Consider the following 16,664-nt stretch of genomic DNA (forward strand, 5'->3'; position numbering starts at 1 on the left):
CCGGGGGAGGCGAGTGATGCCCGCGTCCGTCAAGGCCGGCGTGCCGGTGATCGGCGTGATCTTCCTCGCGCTGGCGCTGCTGAAGTTCTTCCAGGGGGATGGCTGGGTGGTGTGGGCCATCCTGGGCTTCCTGTTCGGCGGCTTCGGCATCTTCACTATGAATCGGTCGAAAGGGGATCGGGCGTGAGCCTCGCCGACAAGGATCGGATCTTCACCAACGTCTACGGTTTCCAGCCCTGGGGGCTGAAGGCCGCGATGGGCCGTGGCGATTGGGACGGCACGAAGAAGCTGATGCAGATCGGCCAGGACGCCATCATCGACAAGGTGAAGGCATCCGGACTGCGCGGCCGCGGCGGAGCGGGCTTCCCCACCGGCATGAAGTGGAGCTTCATGCCCAAGGAGCCGCGCGCGGACCGGCCCAACTTCCTCGTCATCAACGCCGACGAATCCGAGCCCGGTTCGTGCAAGGACCGCGAGATCATCCGCCACGATCCGCACAAGCTGATCGAGGGCGCGCTGATCGCGGGCTTCGCGATGCGCGCGCGGGCGGCCTATATCTACATCCGCGGCGAATATATCCGCGAGGCCGAGACGCTGTTCGCCGCGGTGGCGGAGGCCTATGCCGCCGGGCTGATCGGCAAGAACGCCTGCAAGTCCGGCTATGACTTCGACGTGTTCGTCCATCGTGGCGCCGGCGCCTATATCTGCGGCGAAGAGACCGCGATGCTGGAAAGCCTGGAGGGCAAGAAGGGCCAGCCGCGGCTGAAGCCGCCGTTCCCGGCGGGCGCGGGCCTCTATGGCTGCCCGACGACGGTGAACAACGTCGAATCGATCGCGGTGGTGCCGACGATCCTGCGCCGCAGCCCGGAGTGGTTCGCCAGCTTCGGCCGCGAGAACAACAAGGGCACCAAGCTCTTCCAGATCAGCGGCCATGTGAACAAGCCGTGCGTGGTCGAGGAGGAGATGTCGATCCCGTTCAGCGAGCTGATCGAGAAGCATTGCGGCGGCATCCGCGGGGGCAGGGACAATCTGCTCGCGGTGATCCCCGGCGGCTCTTCCGTGCCGCTGGTTCCCGCGGACCAGATCTGGGACGCGCCGATGGATTTCGACGGGCTGCGCGCGGTGGGATCGGGCCTGGGCACCGCGGCGGTGATCGTGATGGACAAGTCCACCGACATCGTCCAGGCGATCGCCCGCATCAGCTATTTCTACAAGCATGAGAGTTGCGGCCAGTGTACCCCGTGCCGCGAGGGCACCGGCTGGATGTGGCGCGTGATGGAGCGGCTGCGCACCGGCGACGCGGACGTGAGCGAGATCGACACGCTGTTCCAGGTGACCAAGCAGGTCGAAGGCCACACCATCTGCGCGCTGGGCGATGCGGCCGCCTGGCCGATCCAGGGCCTGATCCGCCATTTCCGCCCCGAGCTGGAGCGTCGCATCGCCGAGCGCCAGGCGGGCGAGGGCATGCAGGAGGCGGCCGAGTGATCCTCGCGTCGATCCTCCTCCTTGCGGCCGCGCAGGACGCGGGCGAGCCGCTGAAGGACGCCGGCAAGCCCCCGATATGGTCCGATGACCAGCGGTTCGCGGATTATGGGCTGGGCCAGGAGAAGCCTCCGGTCGCGCGCGCGGAGATGCAGCGTTTCGGCGCCTGTGTGGCGGACGTCAGCACCGAAAGGGCCAGCCGCACCCTGGCTTCGGATTTCAGCACCGCCGCCTATCGCCGATCGATGGACCAGCTCATCGATGCCAATCGCGGCTGCGCGAAGGGGCGGGGCTGGGCGAAGATGCGCTCCAGCCGCTTGCTGCTGGCGGGCGCGATCGCCGAACGGCTGATCGAGCGGGATCCCGCGCCGGTGAACGTGCGGCTCGCCCGCGCGGCGGCGCTGCCCGCGGCGGCCACCTATTCGCCGACGGACGGCGGGGCGATGTGCGTGGTGCGTTCGGCGCCCGACGAGGTCGGCAAGCTCTTCGCCACGGAGATCGGCAGCGCGGAGGAGGTGGCGGCCTCTGTCTTCCTCGAGGGGCTGTTCTCGCGTTGCATGGGCGGGCGCCCGGTGGAAGCAACCCCTTCGGCGCTGCGCGCGATGCTGGCGACTGCCGCGTTCCGCAGCGTCAATTCCAGGGCGGAAAACTGATGCCTAAGCTGAAGGTAGACGGAATCGAAGTGGAGGTGCCCGCGGGCGCCACCGTGCTCCAGGCGTGCGAGGCGGCGGGGAAGGAAATCCCGCGCTTCTGTTATCACGAGCGCCTGTCGATTGCGGGCAATTGCCGCATGTGCCTGGTCGAGGTGAAGCCCGGGCCGCCCAAGCCGCAGGCGAGCTGCGCGCTGCCTGCCGCGGACAATCAGGAGGTGTTCACCAGCACCCCGATGGTGAAGTCCGCGCGCGAGGGCGTGCTGGAATTCCTGCTGATCAACCACCCGCTCGATTGCCCGATCTGCGATCAGGGCGGCGAATGCGACCTGCAGGACGAGACGCTGGCCTATGGCAAGGGCCATTCGCGCTATTCCGAGAACAAGCGCGCGGTGACCGAGAAATACATGGGCCCCATCGTCAAGACGGTGATGACCCGCTGCATCCACTGCACCCGCTGCGTCCGCTTCGCCGAGGAAGTGGCCGGCGTGGAGGAGATCGGCGCGATCTATCGCGGCGAGAACATGCAGATCACCAGCTACCTTGAGAAGGCGGTGACGAGCGAGCTTTCGGGCAATGTCGTGGACCTGTGCCCGGTCGGCGCGCTCACCGCCAAGCCCTATGCCTTCGAGGCGCGGCCGTGGGAGCTGAAGAAGACGCTGGCGATCGACGTGACCGACGGCGTGGGCACCAACATCCGCATCGACAGCCGGGGCCGCCAGGTGCTGCGCGTGCTTCCGCGCATCAACGAGGACGTCAACGAGGAATGGGCGCACGACAAGACGCGCCACCATGTCGACGGCCTGGTCCGCCGCCGCCTCGATCGCCCGTTCGTGCGCAACAAGCGCGGCAAGCTTGAGGAAGCGACCTGGGAAGCGGCCTTCGCCGCGATCCGCAAGGTGGACGCGGGCGCGTCCGTCGCCGCGATCGCGGGCGACCTGCTCGATTGCGAGACGATGTACGCCGCCAAGGCGCTGCTCGCCGCGATGGGATCGTCGCTGATCGAGAGCCGCCAGACGGGCATGGACTATGACGTCACCAACCTGGCGTCGGTGGCGTTCAACTCGACCATCGCCGGCGTCGAGGAAGCCGATGCGATCCTGCTGGTGGGCACCAACCTGCGCTGGGAGGCGCCGCTGGTGAACACCCGCGTGCGCAAGGCGATCAAGCGCGGCGCCCGGGTGTTCGCGATCGGGCCGGAGACGGACCTGACCTACAAGGTCGAATGGCTGGGCAACGATCTGGCGCTGCTGGGCAAGCTGCCCGCGCAGGCGGCCGAGGCGATCGACGCGGCGAAGAAGCCGCTGCTGATCCTCGGCCCCGGCGCGCTGAAGGGCGGCCATGGCGCGGCGCTGGCGCTCGCCAAGGGCTTCCAGCGTCCGGCGACCGAGAGCGACGCGGCCTGGAATGGCTTCAACGTGCTGCACATCGCCGCGGCCCGCATGGGCGCGCTGATGCTGGGCTTCGCGCAGAAGGGCGGCATCGCCGATATCGCCGCCGCCAAGCCGAAGCTGGCCTTCTTCCTGGGCGCGGACGAGGTGGATTTCACCGCCTTCACCGACAGCTTCAAGGTCTATGTCGGCCATCATGGCGATGCGGGCGCGCATGCGGCGGACGTGATCCTGCCGGCTGCGGCCTATTCCGAAAAGCCGGGCACCTGGGTGAATATCGAGGGCCGGGTGCAGCGCGGTGACCGCGCCGTGTTCCCGCCCGGCGACGCGCGCGAGGACTGGACGATCCTGCGCGCGCTTTCGGAGGTGCTGGGCCACAAGCTGCAGTTCGACACCCATGACCAGCTCCGCGCCGCGATGGCGGCCGAGGTGCCGGCGCTGGGCCAGGAAGGGCTGGTCCGCTTTGACTGGGCGCCGCCCAAGCTCTCCGCCAAGGCGAGCGGGCCGATGAGCTATCCGGTCAAGGACTTCTATCTCACCAACGCCATCTGCCGCGCGTCGCCGACGATGCAGCGCTGCTCGGCCGAGCTTGTGCATGGCGAAAGCTACGCGGAGGCCGCGGAATGAGCGCCTATCTGCCCATGACCGATGCGTTCGAATGGTTCGGCCTGCCCTATGGCTGGGCGTGGTTCCTGGCGACGATCATCGGCATCCTGCTGATCGCGCTGCCGCTGATGCTGGCGGTGGCGATGATCATCTATGTCGACCGCAAGATCTGGGCGGCCATGGCGCTGCGCCGCGGCCCCAACGTGGTCGGCCCCTGGGGCCTGCTGCAGAGCTTCGCGGACGGGCTGAAGGTCTTCCTTCAGGAAACCATCATCCCGTCGGCGGCGAACAAGATATTGTTCCTGCTGGCGCCGATCATCACCTTCACGGTGGCGCTGATCGTGTGGGCGGTGGTGCCGTTCGATGCGGGCGTGGTGCTTTCGGACATCAACGTCGGGCTGCTCTATGTCCTCGCGGCCTCGTCGCTGGGCGTCTATGGCATCATCCTGGCGGGCTGGGCCTCCAACTCCAAATACCCCTTCTACTCGGCGATCCGCGCCGCGGCGCAGATGGTGAGCTATGAGGTGTCGATCGGCTTCGTGCTGATCGCGGTGGTGCTGTGGGCGGGCAGCTTCAACCTGTCGGCGATCGTCGAGGCGCAGCGCGGCTATTACGCCGAGTTCCTGGGCGTGGGGATCAACGGCAATTTCATCAATCCGCTGCTGTTCCCGATGGCGATCGTGTTCTTCATCTCCTCGCTGGCCGAGACGCAGCGCGCGCCGTTCGACCTGACCGAGGCGGAGAGCGAGCTGGTCGCCGGATACCAGACCGAATATTCGTCGATGAGCTTCGCGCTCTACTGGCTGGGCGAGTACGCCAACGTAATCCTGATGTGTACGCTGAACGCGACGCTGTTCTGGGGCGGCTATCTGCCGCCGATCGATTGGGCGCCGCTCTATTATGTGCCGGGTATCCTGTGGCTGTTCGCGAAGATCCTGTTCTTCTTCTTCTGCTTCAGTTGGGTGAAGGCCACCGTCCCGCGCTATCGCTACGATCAGCTCATGCGGCTGGGGTGGAAGATATTCCTGCCGCTGTCGCTGTTCTTCGTGTTCCTGGTGAGCGGCTTCCTGATGTGGCAGCGCGTGGGGCTGCCGGCGTGATGTTTTTGCTCGGCCTCGCGATAAATTCGGCGGCACAGGTTGCGATGCTTCCGATCGAGGGAACGCATACCTCGATTCCGTTTCGTACCTACTTCTGCGGTTTGGGTGCCCCAGAGCGAAAGCGGTTCTATGTGGTTCAGTTCAAGTATCGCGACAACGAGAACTACTTCAGAGTTCGTCTTTCCTATGCCCCCGGCACAGAACCCACCGAAGACGCCGATGCATTTTCCGCTCCGATAGAATTGCTCGGTAGCCTGTCGCGAGATGTTGGGTTGACCTTCATCCTACGGCCCAAGGGGAGGGATGCGGAGATGAGAGTCGACATCGACGCGACAGGTGGTTCTACCGGACGATTGAAGATGAAGGACGGCACAATCGATCTTCCTTGCGTGCTGGCACCACCCTATCGGGAAGCTGCTAAATGAGCCTAGCCCACACCCTTCGCACCTGGACTCTCTGGGAGTTCGTCAAGGCGCATGCGCTGACCTTGAAGTATTTCTTCAAGCCCAAGGCGACGATCAACTATCCGTTCGAGAAGAACCCCATCTCGCCCCGCTTCCGCGGCGAGCATGCGCTGCGCCGTTATCCCAACGGCGAGGAGCGCTGCATCGCGTGCAAGCTGTGCGAGGCGATCTGCCCCGCGTTGGCGATCACGATCGAGGCCGAGCCGCGCGAGGACGGCAGCCGCCGCACCACGCGATACGACATCGATATGACCAAGTGCATCTATTGCGGCCTGTGCCAGGAGGCGTGCCCGGTGGATGCGATCGTGGAGGGTCCGAACTTCGAATTCGCCACCGAAACCCGCGAGGAGCTGATCTATCACAAGGCCAAGCTGCTCGAGAACGGCGACCGGTGGGAACGCGCCATCGCGGCGAACCTTGCCGCCGATGCGCCGTACCGTTAATGCGCCGCCAACTCACCCCAACCGCCGTTCGGGCTGAGCCTGTCGAAGCCCGTCCGTCCTGCCGGCGATCCGCCGCTGGACGGCCCTTCGACAAGCTCGGGGCGAACGGAAAATCTGGAATGTCCGTCCAGTGATCCAGGTTCTCGCCTTCTATCTCTTCGCGGCCGTGGTGATCGCCAGCGCGGCGCTCACCATCCTGTCGCGCAATCCGGTGCATGCCGTGCTGTGGCTGATCATGGCGTTCTTCAACGCCGCCGGCCTGATGCTGCTGGCGGGCGCGGAGTTCATCGCGATGCTGCTGGTGATCGTCTATGTCGGCGCGGTCGCGGTGCTGTTCCTGTTCGTCGTGATGATGCTCGACATCGACTTCGCGGAGCTACGCGCGGGCGTGGTGCGCTATGCCGCGGTCGGCGCGGCGCTGGCGGTCGCGCTGGCGGCGGAGATCGTGATCGCGGTGGGCGCGTGGCAGGCGGGCGGCCTTTCGCTCGGCCGCCGCCTGGCCCCGGTCGACGCGGAGACGCCGAATATCGAGGCGATCGGCAAGCTGCTCTACTCGCGCTACCTGCTGGCGTTCGAGGCGGCGGGGCTGGTGCTGCTGGTCGCGATGATCGGCGCGATCGTGCTGACGCACCGCCAGCGCGGCGACGTGCATCGCCAGAAGGTCGGCCGCCAGGTCCGCCGCCGCGCGAAGGACGCCGTGCGCAAGACCAATCCAACCGTTGGGCAGGGGGTGGAGCTGTGATCGGGATCACCCATTATCTGGTCGTTTCGGCGATCCTGTTCACGCTGGGGGTGCTGGGCATCTTCATGAACCGGAAGAACCTGATCGTCATCCTGATGGCGATCGAGCTGATCCTGCTCTCCGTGAACCTCAACCTCGTCGCCTTTTCCCAGGCGCTGGGTGACCTAGTGGGCCAGGTGTTCGCGATGTTCGTGCTGACGGTCGCCGCCGGCGAGGCCGCGATCGGGCTCGCCATCCTGGTCATCTATTTCCGCGGCCGCGGCACCATCGCGGTCGACGACGTCAATCGGATGAAGGGATGAGCGCGCTTCATTTCATCGTATTCCTGCCGCTCGCCGCGGCAGCGATCGCCGGGCTTTCGAACAAGATGTTCGGCAGCACGCTCCCCAAGCTCGTCACCACGGGCGCGCTGTTCGTCGCCTGCGGGCTGAGCTGGCCGATCTTCATCGCCTATCTCAGCGGCGCTGCGCACGAGCAGGTGGTGCCTGTGTTCACCTGGATCACCAGCGGCGACATGCACGTCGAATGGGCGCTCAGGGTCGACAGCCTGACCGCGGTGATGCTGGTGGTGGTCACCAGCGTCTCGGCGCTCGTCCACCTCTATAGCTGGAGCTATATGAGCGAGGACCCGGATCAGCCGCGCTTCTTCGCCTATCTCTCGCTGTTCACCTTCGCGATGCTGATGCTGGTGACGGCGGACAACCTGGTCCAGATGTTCTTCGGCTGGGAAGGCGTGGGCCTGGCATCGTACCTGCTGATCGGCTTCTGGTTCCGCAAGCCAAGCGCCAATGCCGCCGCGATCAAGGCGTTCGTGGTCAACCGCGTCGGCGATCTGGGCTTCATGCTGGGCATCTTCGGCACGTTCCTGGTGTTCGGCACGGTCTCGATCCCCGCGATCCTGGATGCCGCGCCGGGCATGGCGGGCAGCACGATCGGCTTCCTGGGCATGCGCCTGGATACGATGACGGTGCTGTGCCTGCTGCTGTTCGTCGGCGCGATGGGCAAGTCCGCGCAGCTCGGCCTGCACACCTGGCTGCCGGACGCGATGGAAGGCCCGACGCCGGTTTCCGCGCTGATCCACGCCGCGACGATGGTGACCGCGGGCGTCTTCATGGTCTGCCGCCTGTCGCCGATGTTCGAGACGAGCCAGGTGGCGATGAACGTGATCACCTTCGTCGGCGCCGCGACCTGCCTGTTCGCCGCGACGGTGGGCACGACCCAGACCGACATCAAGCGCGTGATCGCCTATTCGACCTGCTCGCAGCTCGGCTACATGTTCTTCGCGGCGGGCGTCGGCGCCTATGGCGCGGCGATGTTCCACCTGTTCACGCACGCCTTCTTCAAGGCGCTGCTGTTCCTGGGCGCGGGCAGCGTGATCCACGCGATGCACCATGAGCAGGACATGCGCTATTACGGCGGCCTGCGTAAGCACATCCCGGTCACCTTCTGGACCATGTTCGCGGGCACGCTGGCGATCACCGGGGTAGGCATCCCGGGGCTGATCCACGGCATCCCGGCGATCGGCTTCGCGGGCTTCCATTCGAAGGACGCGATCATCGAGGCCGCCTGGGCTGCGGGCTATCCCAGCGCCTTCTGGGTCGGCGTGGGCGTGGCGCTGCTCACCAGCTTCTATTCGTGGCGGCTGGTGTTCCTGACCTTCTACGGCAAGCCGCGCTGGACCCAGTCCGAGCATATCCAGCACGCCATCCACGACGCGCACGGCCATGATGCGCACGGGCATGACGATCATGCGCATGACGGCCACGGCGCGCACGGCCATGACGCCCATCATGGCGAGGAGGCCGACGGCACCGGCGGATATCATCCGCACGAGAGCCCCTGGCCGATGCTGGTGCCGCTGCTGCTGCTGACCATCGGCGCGATCGCGGCCGGCTATCTCTTCCACGGCTATTTCATCGAGGCCGAGGAAGGCGCGCATTTCTGGCAGGGCATCATCGCGTTCGACGCGCACCTGATGCACGCGATGCATGAGGTGCCGACCTGGGTGAAGCTTTCGGCCAGCGCGGCGATGGTCAGCGGCCTGGCGATCGCCTGGCTCGCCTACATCCGCTACCCCGCGTTCCCGGCGGCCTTCGCGAGCAGCTTCTCGGTGCTCTACCGGTTCCTGCTCAACAAATGGTACTTCGACGAGCTGTACAACGTGCTGTTCGTCCGCCCGGCCTTCTGGATCGGAAGGCTGCTGTGGAAGGGCGGTGACGAGGGCACGATCGACCGCTTCGGGCCGAACGGCTCGGCGGCGGCGGTCAAGTTCGGCAGCGCGCTCGCGGTCCGCCTCCAGTCCGGATATGTCTACGTCTATGCATTCATCATGCTGATCGGCCTCACCGCAGCGCTTACCTGGGCGATCCTGCTATGATCGACGGTCTCCCGATCCTTTCGATCATGCTCGCGGTGCCGGCCGCCGCGGCGGTCGCGTGCATCTTCGCCGGGGCAGCGGGCGCGCGATGGATCGCGCTGCTCGCGACGCTGGTCGATCTGGTGCTGGGCGGCATGCTCTGGGCCAGCTTCGACATGGGGCCGCATGCGGCGCAGTGGCAGTTCGTGGAATATCAGCCGCTGTTCGGCCGCTTCGCCTGGGCGATGGGGATCGACGGCTTCGCGCTGATGCTGATCCTGCTCAGCGTGTTCCTGATGCCGATCTGCATCCTGGCGAGCTGGAAGGCGATTGAGAAGCGCGTGCCGGAATATATGGCCGCGTTCCTGGTCACCGAGATCCTGATGATCGGCACCTTCGCCGCGCAGGACCTGTTCCTGTTCTACATCTTCTTCGAAGCCGGCCTGATCCCGATGTACCTGATCATCGGCATCTGGGGCGGGGTGAACCGGATCTACGCCAGCTACAAATTCTTCCTCTACACGCTGCTCGGATCGGTGCTGATGCTGATCGCGATGCTCTATATGAGCGCGACCGCGGGCACGACCGACATCCCCACGCTGATGGCTTATGACTTCCCGGCCGGGGTTCAGACGTGGCTGTGGCTGGCGTTCTTCGCTAGCTTCGCGGTGAAGATGCCGATGTGGCCGGTCCACACCTGGCTTCCCGACGCGCACGTGCAGGCGCCGACCGCGGGTTCGGTGATCCTGGCGGGCGTGCTGCTGAAGCTGGGCGGATACGGCTTCCTGCGCTTCTCGCTGCCGATGTTCCCGGAAGCTTCGGCCGAGTGGATGTGGCTGGTCTTCGCGCTCTCCGCCGTGGCGGTGGTCTACACCAGCCTCGTCGCGCTGGTGCAGAGCGACATGAAGAAGCTGATCGCCTATTCCTCGGTCGCGCACATGGCGATCGTCACCTTCGGCCTGTTCGCGTTCAACGCGCAGGGCATCGAGGGCGCGATGATGGTGATGCTGGGCCATGGCCTGGTATCGGGCGCGCTGTTCCTGTGCGTCGGCGTGATCTACGATCGCCTGCACACGCGCGAGATCGATCGGTACGGCGGACTGGCGATCAACATGCCGAAATATGCCGTGCTGTTCATGCTGTTCACCATGGCCTCGGTCGGCCTGCCGGGCACCAGCAACTTCATCGGCGAATTCCTGGCGCTGGCCGGCATCTATCAGGTCTCGACCTGGTTCGCGCTGATCGCGACGACCGGCATCATCCTGGGCGCGGCCTATATGCTCTATCTCTATCGCCGCGTCGTGTTCGGCGATCTGACCAAGGAAGACGTGAAGGCGATGCCCGACCTGGATGGGCGCGAGCTGGTCTCGCTCGGCGCCATCGCCGCGGTGGTGCTGTGGATGGGCGTCTATCCCGAGAGCTTCCTGAAGCCGATGCGGCCCGACGTCACCCGCCTGATCGAGCGGATCGAGCGTGCCAAGCCGGCCGGCGATTCGCAGCCGACGCCGGGCAATCCGGAAGCGGCCAAGGCCGCGCATGGCGGTGAGGAGCATGGCAGCGGCCATGCCGCGCCTGCCGAAAGCCATGGGGAGGCGCACTGATGGACTATAATGCGCAGCTCCTGATGTCGCTTCCCGAGCTGGTACTCGGCGCGGGCGGCATCCTGCTCATGCTGGTCGCCGCCTGGGGCGGCCAGGCATCGACGCGGGCGGTGAGCCTTGCCGCGGTGGCGGTGCTGATCGGCGCGGGCATCGCGCTGGGCGGCCCGGCCTCTTCGGGCGGCGAGGCGTTCGACGGCCTGTATCGCGCGGATATGTTCGCGGCCTTCGCCAAGGCGCTGGTCTATGTGGCGGCAGGCGTTTCGATCCTGATCGCGCCGGGATTCTTCCAGCGCACCTCGGGCGACGATCTGCGGCCGGAATATCCGGTGCTGATCCTCTTCTCCGCCGCCGGCATGGGCCTGATGGTCTCCGCGGGCGACCTGATCACACTCTATGTCGGCCTGGAGCTGCAGAGTTTGGCCGCCTATGTGCTGGCCAGCTTCATGCGCCGCGACGCGCGTTCGGCCGAGGCGGGCCTTAAGTATTTCGTGCTCGGCGCGCTGGCGAGCGGCATCCTGCTCTACGGCATCTCGCTGGTCTATGGCTTCAGCGGCACGACGCTCTACGCGGGCATCGCCGATGCCTATGCGCAGGGAAGCTCGACCGGCCTGCTGTTCGGCCTGGTCTTCGTCTTCGCGGGCCTGGCCTTCAAGATCAGCGCGGTTCCCTTCCATATGTGGACGCCCGACGTCTACGAGGGCGCGCCGACCCCGGTGACCGCCTTTTTCGCCAGCGCCCCCAAGGTGGCGGCGATGGCGATGGCGGTGCGCGTGGCGATGGAGGCGATGGGCCCGGCGGTGGAGCAGTGGCGCCAGATCGTGGTGTTCGCGGCGCTCGCTTCGATCATCCTCGGTTCGGTCGCCGCGATCGGCCAGAGCAATATCAAGCGGCTGCTCGCCTATTCCTCGATCGCCAACGTCGGCTTCGCGCTGATCGGCCTGGTGGCGGGCAGCGAGGCGGGCGTGGCATCGGTGCTGTTCTACATGGCGGTCTATATCGTCATGACGCTGGGCAGCTTCCTGATCGTGCTCCAGATGCGCGGCGCGGACGGGCAGCAGGTGGAGACGATCGACAGCCTGGCGGGCATGTCGCGCACGCGGCCCGGCCTGGCGCTGGCGCTGGCGGTGTTCATGTTCAGCCTGGCCGGGGTTCCGCCGTTCCTGGGCTTCTTCGCCAAGTTCGCGGTGTTCGACGCGGCCGTCGGGGCCAAGCTGTACCTGCTGGCGGCGGTGGGCATCGCGGCATCGGTGATCGGTGCCTATTATTATCTGCGCGTCGTGAAGACGATGTACTTCGATGAGCCTGCGCCGGCGTTCGAGGGCAGGGCCGGGCTGGTCGAGGGCTCGCTGATCTTCGCGAGCGCGGTGGTGATCTCGTTCGGCATGCTGCTGCTTCCGTGGCTGTCGGGCTGGACCACGGCCGCGGCGCATTCGCTGTTCTGACCGCGCTGATCCGCACGCTTCCCGAAACCGGCTCGACCAACGCCGATCTGATCGCGCTCGCCGCATCGGGCGCGGAAGAGGGGCTGTGGCTGCGCGCCGATCGCCAGACGGCGGGCAAGGGGCGGCAGGGCAGGGCGTGGCAATCGCCGCCCGGCAACCTCTACGCCAGCACGATCGTCCGCCTGCGCCCCGCCGATCCGCCCGCGGCCACGCTGGCGCTGGCCGCCGCGGTGGCGCTGGAGGAGGCGGTTGCGGCCTTCCTGCCGGGGCTGGTGCAGCTCAAATGGCCCAATGACCTGCTGATCGGCGGCGCCAAGCTCTCCGGCATCCTGCTCGAACGCGCGGGTGACGCGGTGGTGATCGGTTTCGGCGTTAACCTGGCGCATCATCCGGAGGATCTGGACCGCACCGCCACCAGCCTGGCCGCACACGGCGCCGCACCCGATCCCCAGGCCTTTGCCGAGACGCTGGCGGATGCCATGGCTCGCTGGATCGCGCGCTGGCGGGGCGAGGGGCTGGGGCCGGTGCGCGAGCGCTGGCTGGCCCGCGCGCACCCGCCCGGCACCGCGCTCACCGCGCGGCAAGCCGACGGAACCGTGCTCGACGGGCTGTTCGCGGGCCTCGATCGCGATGGTGCGCTGATCCTGCGCTTGGCCGACGGCACCAGCCGTGTCATTCACGCGGCCGACGTGTTCCTGCTCTGAAGGACAATCCGATGCTGCTCGCGATCGATGCCGGCAACACCAATGTCGTCTTTGCGCTGCTGGAAGGCGGGGAGGTCCGCGCGCGCTGGCGCATCGCCACCGATCCGCGCCGCACCGCCGACGAATATGCGGTGTGGCTCAGCCAGCTCCTGAACCTGGAGGGGCTCGACCGGTCGGCGGTCAGCGCCGTGATCATCGGCACCGTCGTGCCGCGCGCGCTCCACAATCTGGAGGTGCTGAGCAGCAAATATTTCGGCACCCAGGCGCTGGTCGCGGGCCGCGGCAAGGCTGCGTGGGGCTTCCAGCTCGACGTGGAGGAGCCGGACAATCTCGGCGCCGATCGCGCGCTCAATTGCATCGCCGGCCACGCGCGCCATCCGGGCGACCTGCTGATCATCGATTTCGGCACGGCCACCACCTTCGACGTGGTGGATTTCAACGGCGCCTATAAGGGCGGAATCATCGCCCCGGGCATCAACCTGTCGCTCGACGCGCTCGTGACCGCCGCCGCCAAGCTGCCGCGCATCGCGATCGAGGCGCCGGCCGACATGAACGTGATCGGCCGCAATACCGTGGATCAGATGCATATCGGCATCTACTGGGGCTATGTGGCGATGATCGAGGGGCTGACCGCGCGGCTGAAGGCGCAGGTCGGCCGCCCGGTGAAGGTGATCGCCACCGGCGGGCTGGCGGTGTTGTTCGAGAAGCAGACCATGGCGTTCGACGCGATCGAGCCGGACCTGACCATCCAGGGCCTGGCGATGCTGTGGGAGCAGGCGCAGGCGGTCTGATCGCCGCGCGTGGGAAAGAGGATATAATGGACAGGATTCAGTGACCCCCGGCAACGAACTGCTCTTCCTCGCGCTCGGCGGATCGGGCGAGATCGGCATGAACGTCAATCTCTATGGCTGCCGCGGCAAATGGCTGATGGTCGATTGCGGCGTCACCTTCGGCGGGGCCGAATATCCCGGCGTCGACATTATCCTGCCCGACCTGCAGTTCATCGAGGAGCGGCTGGACGATCTTCTCGGCATCGTGCTGACGCACGGGCATGAGGATCATATCGGCGCGCTGCCCTATTTCGCCGCCGATCTGGGCGTGCCGCTCTATGCCACGCCCTTCACCGCCGGGCTGATCCACGAGAAGCTGGAAGAGGAGGGCATCGCCGACAAGGTGAAGCTCCACGTCGTTCGCGACGAGGAGCCGTTCGCGATCGGCGATTTCACGATCCGCTACGTCCCGCTCGCCCATTCGATTCCGGAGGGCAATGCGCTGCTGATCGAAACGCCGCACGGCAACATCTTCCACACCGGCGACTGGAAGATCGACGAGGAGCCGGGGCTGGGCAGCCCCTCCACGTCCGAGGAACTGACCGCGATCGGCGACGGCGGCGTGCTGGCGCTGGTCTGCGATTCCACCAACGCCTTCAACCCCGAGGCGTCGGGATCGGAAGGCGCGGTGCGCGACGGGCTCGACAAGGTGATCGGCGAGGCGAAGGGCCGGGTGCTGGTCACCACCTTCGCGTCCAACGCCGCGCGGCTGCAGACGCTGGGCGAGGTTGCGGAGGACACCGGACGCCGCCTGTGCCTGGCCGGACGCAGCCTGGAACGGATCACCCGCGTGGCCAAGGCGAGCGGCTATCTGCGCGACTTTCCGGAGACGATCGACTTCGAGACCGCGATGCGCCTGCCGCCGTCACAGGTGCTGATCGTCGCCACCGGCGGGCAGGGCGAGCCCCGCGCCGCGCTTTCGCGCATCGCGGAGGGCAACCACCCGATAAAGCTCGGTGCGGGCGATCTCGTCGTCTTCTCTTCGCGCCAGATTCCGGGGAACGAGGTGGCGATCGGCCGGATCATGAATGCGCTGGCGACGATGGACTGCACGATCGTCACCGATCGCCAGGCCTTCGTCCATGTCTCCGGCCATCCGGGGCGGCCCGAGCTGGTGGAGATGTATGGCTGGATCCGCCCGCGCATCCTGCTCCCCGTGCATGGCGAGGTGCGCCACATTCACGAACAGGCGCGGCTGGGCCTTGCCAGCGGCATCCCGATGGCCGTGAACCAGGTGAACGGCGATATCGTCCGCCTCGCCCCCGGCAAGCCGGAGACGATCGGCCATGCCCATGCCGGGCGGCTGGTGCTGGACGGTGACGTGATCCTGCCGGCGGACGGCGCGACGATCTCCGAGCGGCGGCGGCTGTCGCTCTACGGCCAGATCTCGGTCGCGGTTGCCGTGGACGGCGCCGGGCGGATGATCGGATCGCCGCAGATCCGCACCCAGGGCGTGCCGGTGGAGGAGGATCGCGAGCCCTTCCTGGACGAAGCATGCGATGCCGCCGCGGCCGCGGTGGCGGCGGACGATCGCGGCGGCGATGCGCTGCGCGAGGCCGTGCGCCTGGCCGTGCGCCGCACCGCCACGCGCTGGACGGGCAAGAAGCCCATCGTCGACGTACTCATCGTGGAGGCCTGAAACCCATGCGCTGGCAATCCGCCCTGGCGATCTACATCCTGTTCTGGGTCTTCTCGGTCTTTTTCGTGCTGCCCTTCGGCGTCCGCACCGCGCGCGAGGCGGGGAAGGAACTCGTCCCCGGCCAGGCCGAAAGCGCGCCCGCCGAGTTCGACTTCTGGCGCATGGCGCGGCGGACGACGATCGTCGCGACGATCGCCTTCGCCATCTTCATCCTCAACTATATCTACGGCTGGGTGACGACCGACATGCTCGATTGGGTGAACTGAGGCGATCCCAGATCATCTTGTGCCAGCAATCGTTGCAATTGCGGAACAATTTAGGCAGTATAGTTGAAAATATTCATGGTCGCGCAACGGATGAAGGAGCGTGATCATGGCAAAAGAGCCCAAGATTGTTGAGAATGCGGCCACGTCAGGAGTTGGCGAGTCCGAAGCGGTTTCGACAGGAAGCGGCGCGGAATCACTTCGGGGTGAGCTGGCGGAGGTTCGCGAACTTGCGCGCACGCTGATGGCCGCGGTTCAGGACATGCGCGCGCAGGCGGCCCGGAACGAACTGGTGCGCGGCGCGATCGAGGATGTCCGGGCGGACGTGCGCGCCGCTTCGCACGCCATGCTGATGACTCCGGCGCCGGTGACCGCTGCGGAGCCGCGCACGGCCCCCGGCACGCCCGCCGCGCCGGGCAAGGGCTGCGGCTCATGCGGGTGCGTGTCCAGCGATTGCTGCTGCTTCGACATCAAGGTCTGGCAGGTGCGCGCGCTCAAGCCCCAGATGGTCACCGAGCCCGGCGATATCGGCGATATCCCGCTGCTGGTGAACGCGCTCGAGATGCAGATGTATTTCACGGTCGATAATATCGGCGTGCTGATCCCCGGGCTGGGTTCGACGATCGATCTGCGCGCCGACGGGATACCGGGCGGGCCGGGGCCGTGGGTGGTGCTGGATCGCGTGATCCAGCGCGTGTGCATCCCGCGCGGATCGGTGGTGACCAAGACGATCATGTGCCAGGCCTATGAGGCCGATGAGGGCGCGGAATCCGTCCAGGGCAAGGGCGAGTTCGGCGAGGCGATGGGGTCGATCACGCTCGATTGCTGCATGGAGCGGATCTATCCGCCCGTGCCTGTCGATATCGCGCTGAACATGGGCGGTGAGGGACGCGGCATCGTCCAGGCGGCCTTCTACGCCGAGCGCGTCTGCTGCTGAGCCGGGGCGGGGGA

Annotated in this window: 17 protein-coding genes; all 17 read left to right on the top strand. The window is 66.6% G+C overall.

Annotated features, from left to right (window positions below):
- Positions 1-16 precede the first annotated feature (16 nt).
- The 17 genes from OM513_RS12240 to OM513_RS12320 all read left to right on the top strand — a co-directional run bounded on the left by OM513_RS12240 (position 17) and on the right by OM513_RS12320 (position 16,650).
- Positions 17-187: a hypothetical protein gene (locus OM513_RS12240; RefSeq protein ID WP_264944622.1), complete on the top strand. Its 171-nt coding sequence runs from the start codon at positions 17-19 to the stop codon at positions 185-187.
- On the top strand, positions 184-1,485 hold the full coding sequence (gene nuoF / locus OM513_RS12245; protein WP_264944623.1) for an NADH-quinone oxidoreductase subunit NuoF: 1,302 nt from the start codon (positions 184-186) through the stop codon (positions 1,483-1,485). Before OM513_RS12240 ends, nuoF begins: the two co-directional genes overlap by 4 nt.
- Positions 1,482-2,135 (top strand): hypothetical protein, encoded by a 654-nt coding sequence (locus OM513_RS12250; protein WP_264944624.1) that lies wholly within the window; start codon positions 1,482-1,484, stop codon positions 2,133-2,135. The genes nuoF and OM513_RS12250 overlap by 4 nt, the downstream gene beginning before the upstream one ends.
- Positions 2,135-4,150: an NADH-quinone oxidoreductase subunit NuoG gene (gene nuoG, locus OM513_RS12255; RefSeq protein WP_264944626.1), complete on the top strand. Its 2,016-nt coding sequence runs from the start codon at positions 2,135-2,137 to the stop codon at positions 4,148-4,150. Before OM513_RS12250 ends, nuoG begins: the two co-directional genes overlap by 1 nt.
- Positions 4,151-4,164: 14 nt before the next feature.
- The gene (gene nuoH / locus OM513_RS12260) at positions 4,165-5,229 is read left to right on the top strand and encodes an NADH-quinone oxidoreductase subunit NuoH (protein ID WP_264944765.1); all 1,065 of its coding nucleotides are present in this window, start codon (positions 4,165-4,167) and stop codon (positions 5,227-5,229) included.
- A 44-nt stretch (positions 5,230-5,273) separates the two neighbouring features.
- A complete protein-coding gene (locus OM513_RS12265; protein ID WP_264944627.1) occupies positions 5,274-5,654 on the top strand; it encodes a hypothetical protein in 381 nt (126 codons plus the stop codon).
- Positions 5,651-6,136 (top strand): NADH-quinone oxidoreductase subunit NuoI, encoded by a 486-nt coding sequence (gene nuoI / locus OM513_RS12270; protein ID WP_264944628.1) that lies wholly within the window; start codon positions 5,651-5,653, stop codon positions 6,134-6,136. The genes OM513_RS12265 and nuoI overlap by 4 nt, the downstream gene beginning before the upstream one ends.
- A 130-nt stretch (positions 6,137-6,266) precedes the next feature.
- Positions 6,267-6,878: an NADH-quinone oxidoreductase subunit J gene (locus tag OM513_RS12275; protein WP_264944630.1), complete on the top strand. Its 612-nt coding sequence runs from the start codon at positions 6,267-6,269 to the stop codon at positions 6,876-6,878.
- Positions 6,875-7,180 (top strand): NADH-quinone oxidoreductase subunit NuoK, encoded by a 306-nt coding sequence (gene nuoK / locus OM513_RS12280; protein ID WP_264944632.1) that lies wholly within the window; start codon positions 6,875-6,877, stop codon positions 7,178-7,180. Before OM513_RS12275 ends, nuoK begins: the two co-directional genes overlap by 4 nt.
- Entirely contained in the window at positions 7,177-9,255 is a 2,079-nt protein-coding gene (gene nuoL, locus OM513_RS12285; RefSeq protein WP_264944634.1) for an NADH-quinone oxidoreductase subunit L, read from the top strand. The genes nuoK and nuoL overlap by 4 nt, the downstream gene beginning before the upstream one ends.
- Positions 9,255-10,835 carry an NADH-quinone oxidoreductase subunit M gene (locus OM513_RS12290; RefSeq protein ID WP_264944767.1) on the top strand — a complete coding sequence of 527 codons (1,581 nt, stop codon included), beginning with the start codon at positions 9,255-9,257 and terminating at the stop codon, positions 10,833-10,835. Before nuoL ends, OM513_RS12290 begins: the two co-directional genes overlap by 1 nt.
- A complete protein-coding gene (gene nuoN / locus OM513_RS12295; RefSeq protein ID WP_264944635.1) occupies positions 10,835-12,277 on the top strand; it encodes an NADH-quinone oxidoreductase subunit NuoN in 1,443 nt (480 codons plus the stop codon). The genes OM513_RS12290 and nuoN overlap by 1 nt, the downstream gene beginning before the upstream one ends.
- A gap of 5 nt (positions 12,278-12,282) precedes the next feature.
- The gene (locus OM513_RS12300; protein WP_264944768.1) at positions 12,283-12,981 is read left to right on the top strand and encodes a biotin--[acetyl-CoA-carboxylase] ligase; all 699 of its coding nucleotides are present in this window, start codon (positions 12,283-12,285) and stop codon (positions 12,979-12,981) included.
- A gap of 11 nt (positions 12,982-12,992) precedes the next feature.
- The gene (locus OM513_RS12305) at positions 12,993-13,772 is read left to right on the top strand and encodes a type III pantothenate kinase (RefSeq protein ID WP_264944637.1); all 780 of its coding nucleotides are present in this window, start codon (positions 12,993-12,995) and stop codon (positions 13,770-13,772) included.
- 40 nt (positions 13,773-13,812) lie between these two features.
- On the top strand, positions 13,813-15,450 hold the full coding sequence (locus tag OM513_RS12310; RefSeq protein ID WP_264944638.1) for a ribonuclease J: 1,638 nt from the start codon (positions 13,813-13,815) through the stop codon (positions 15,448-15,450).
- A gap of 5 nt (positions 15,451-15,455) precedes the next feature.
- Complete coding sequence (locus tag OM513_RS12315; protein WP_264944639.1) at positions 15,456-15,716, top strand: DUF1467 family protein; 261 nt, start codon at positions 15,456-15,458, stop codon at positions 15,714-15,716.
- 106 nt (positions 15,717-15,822) lie between these two features.
- Complete coding sequence (locus OM513_RS12320; RefSeq protein WP_264944641.1) at positions 15,823-16,650, top strand: hypothetical protein; 828 nt, start codon at positions 15,823-15,825, stop codon at positions 16,648-16,650.
- The last annotated feature ends 14 nt before the right edge of the window (positions 16,651-16,664 follow it).

It is taken from the genome of Sphingomonas canadensis (assembly GCF_026013525.1).
Classification (GTDB): Bacteria; Pseudomonadota; Alphaproteobacteria; order Sphingomonadales; family Sphingomonadaceae; genus Sphingomonas; species Sphingomonas canadensis.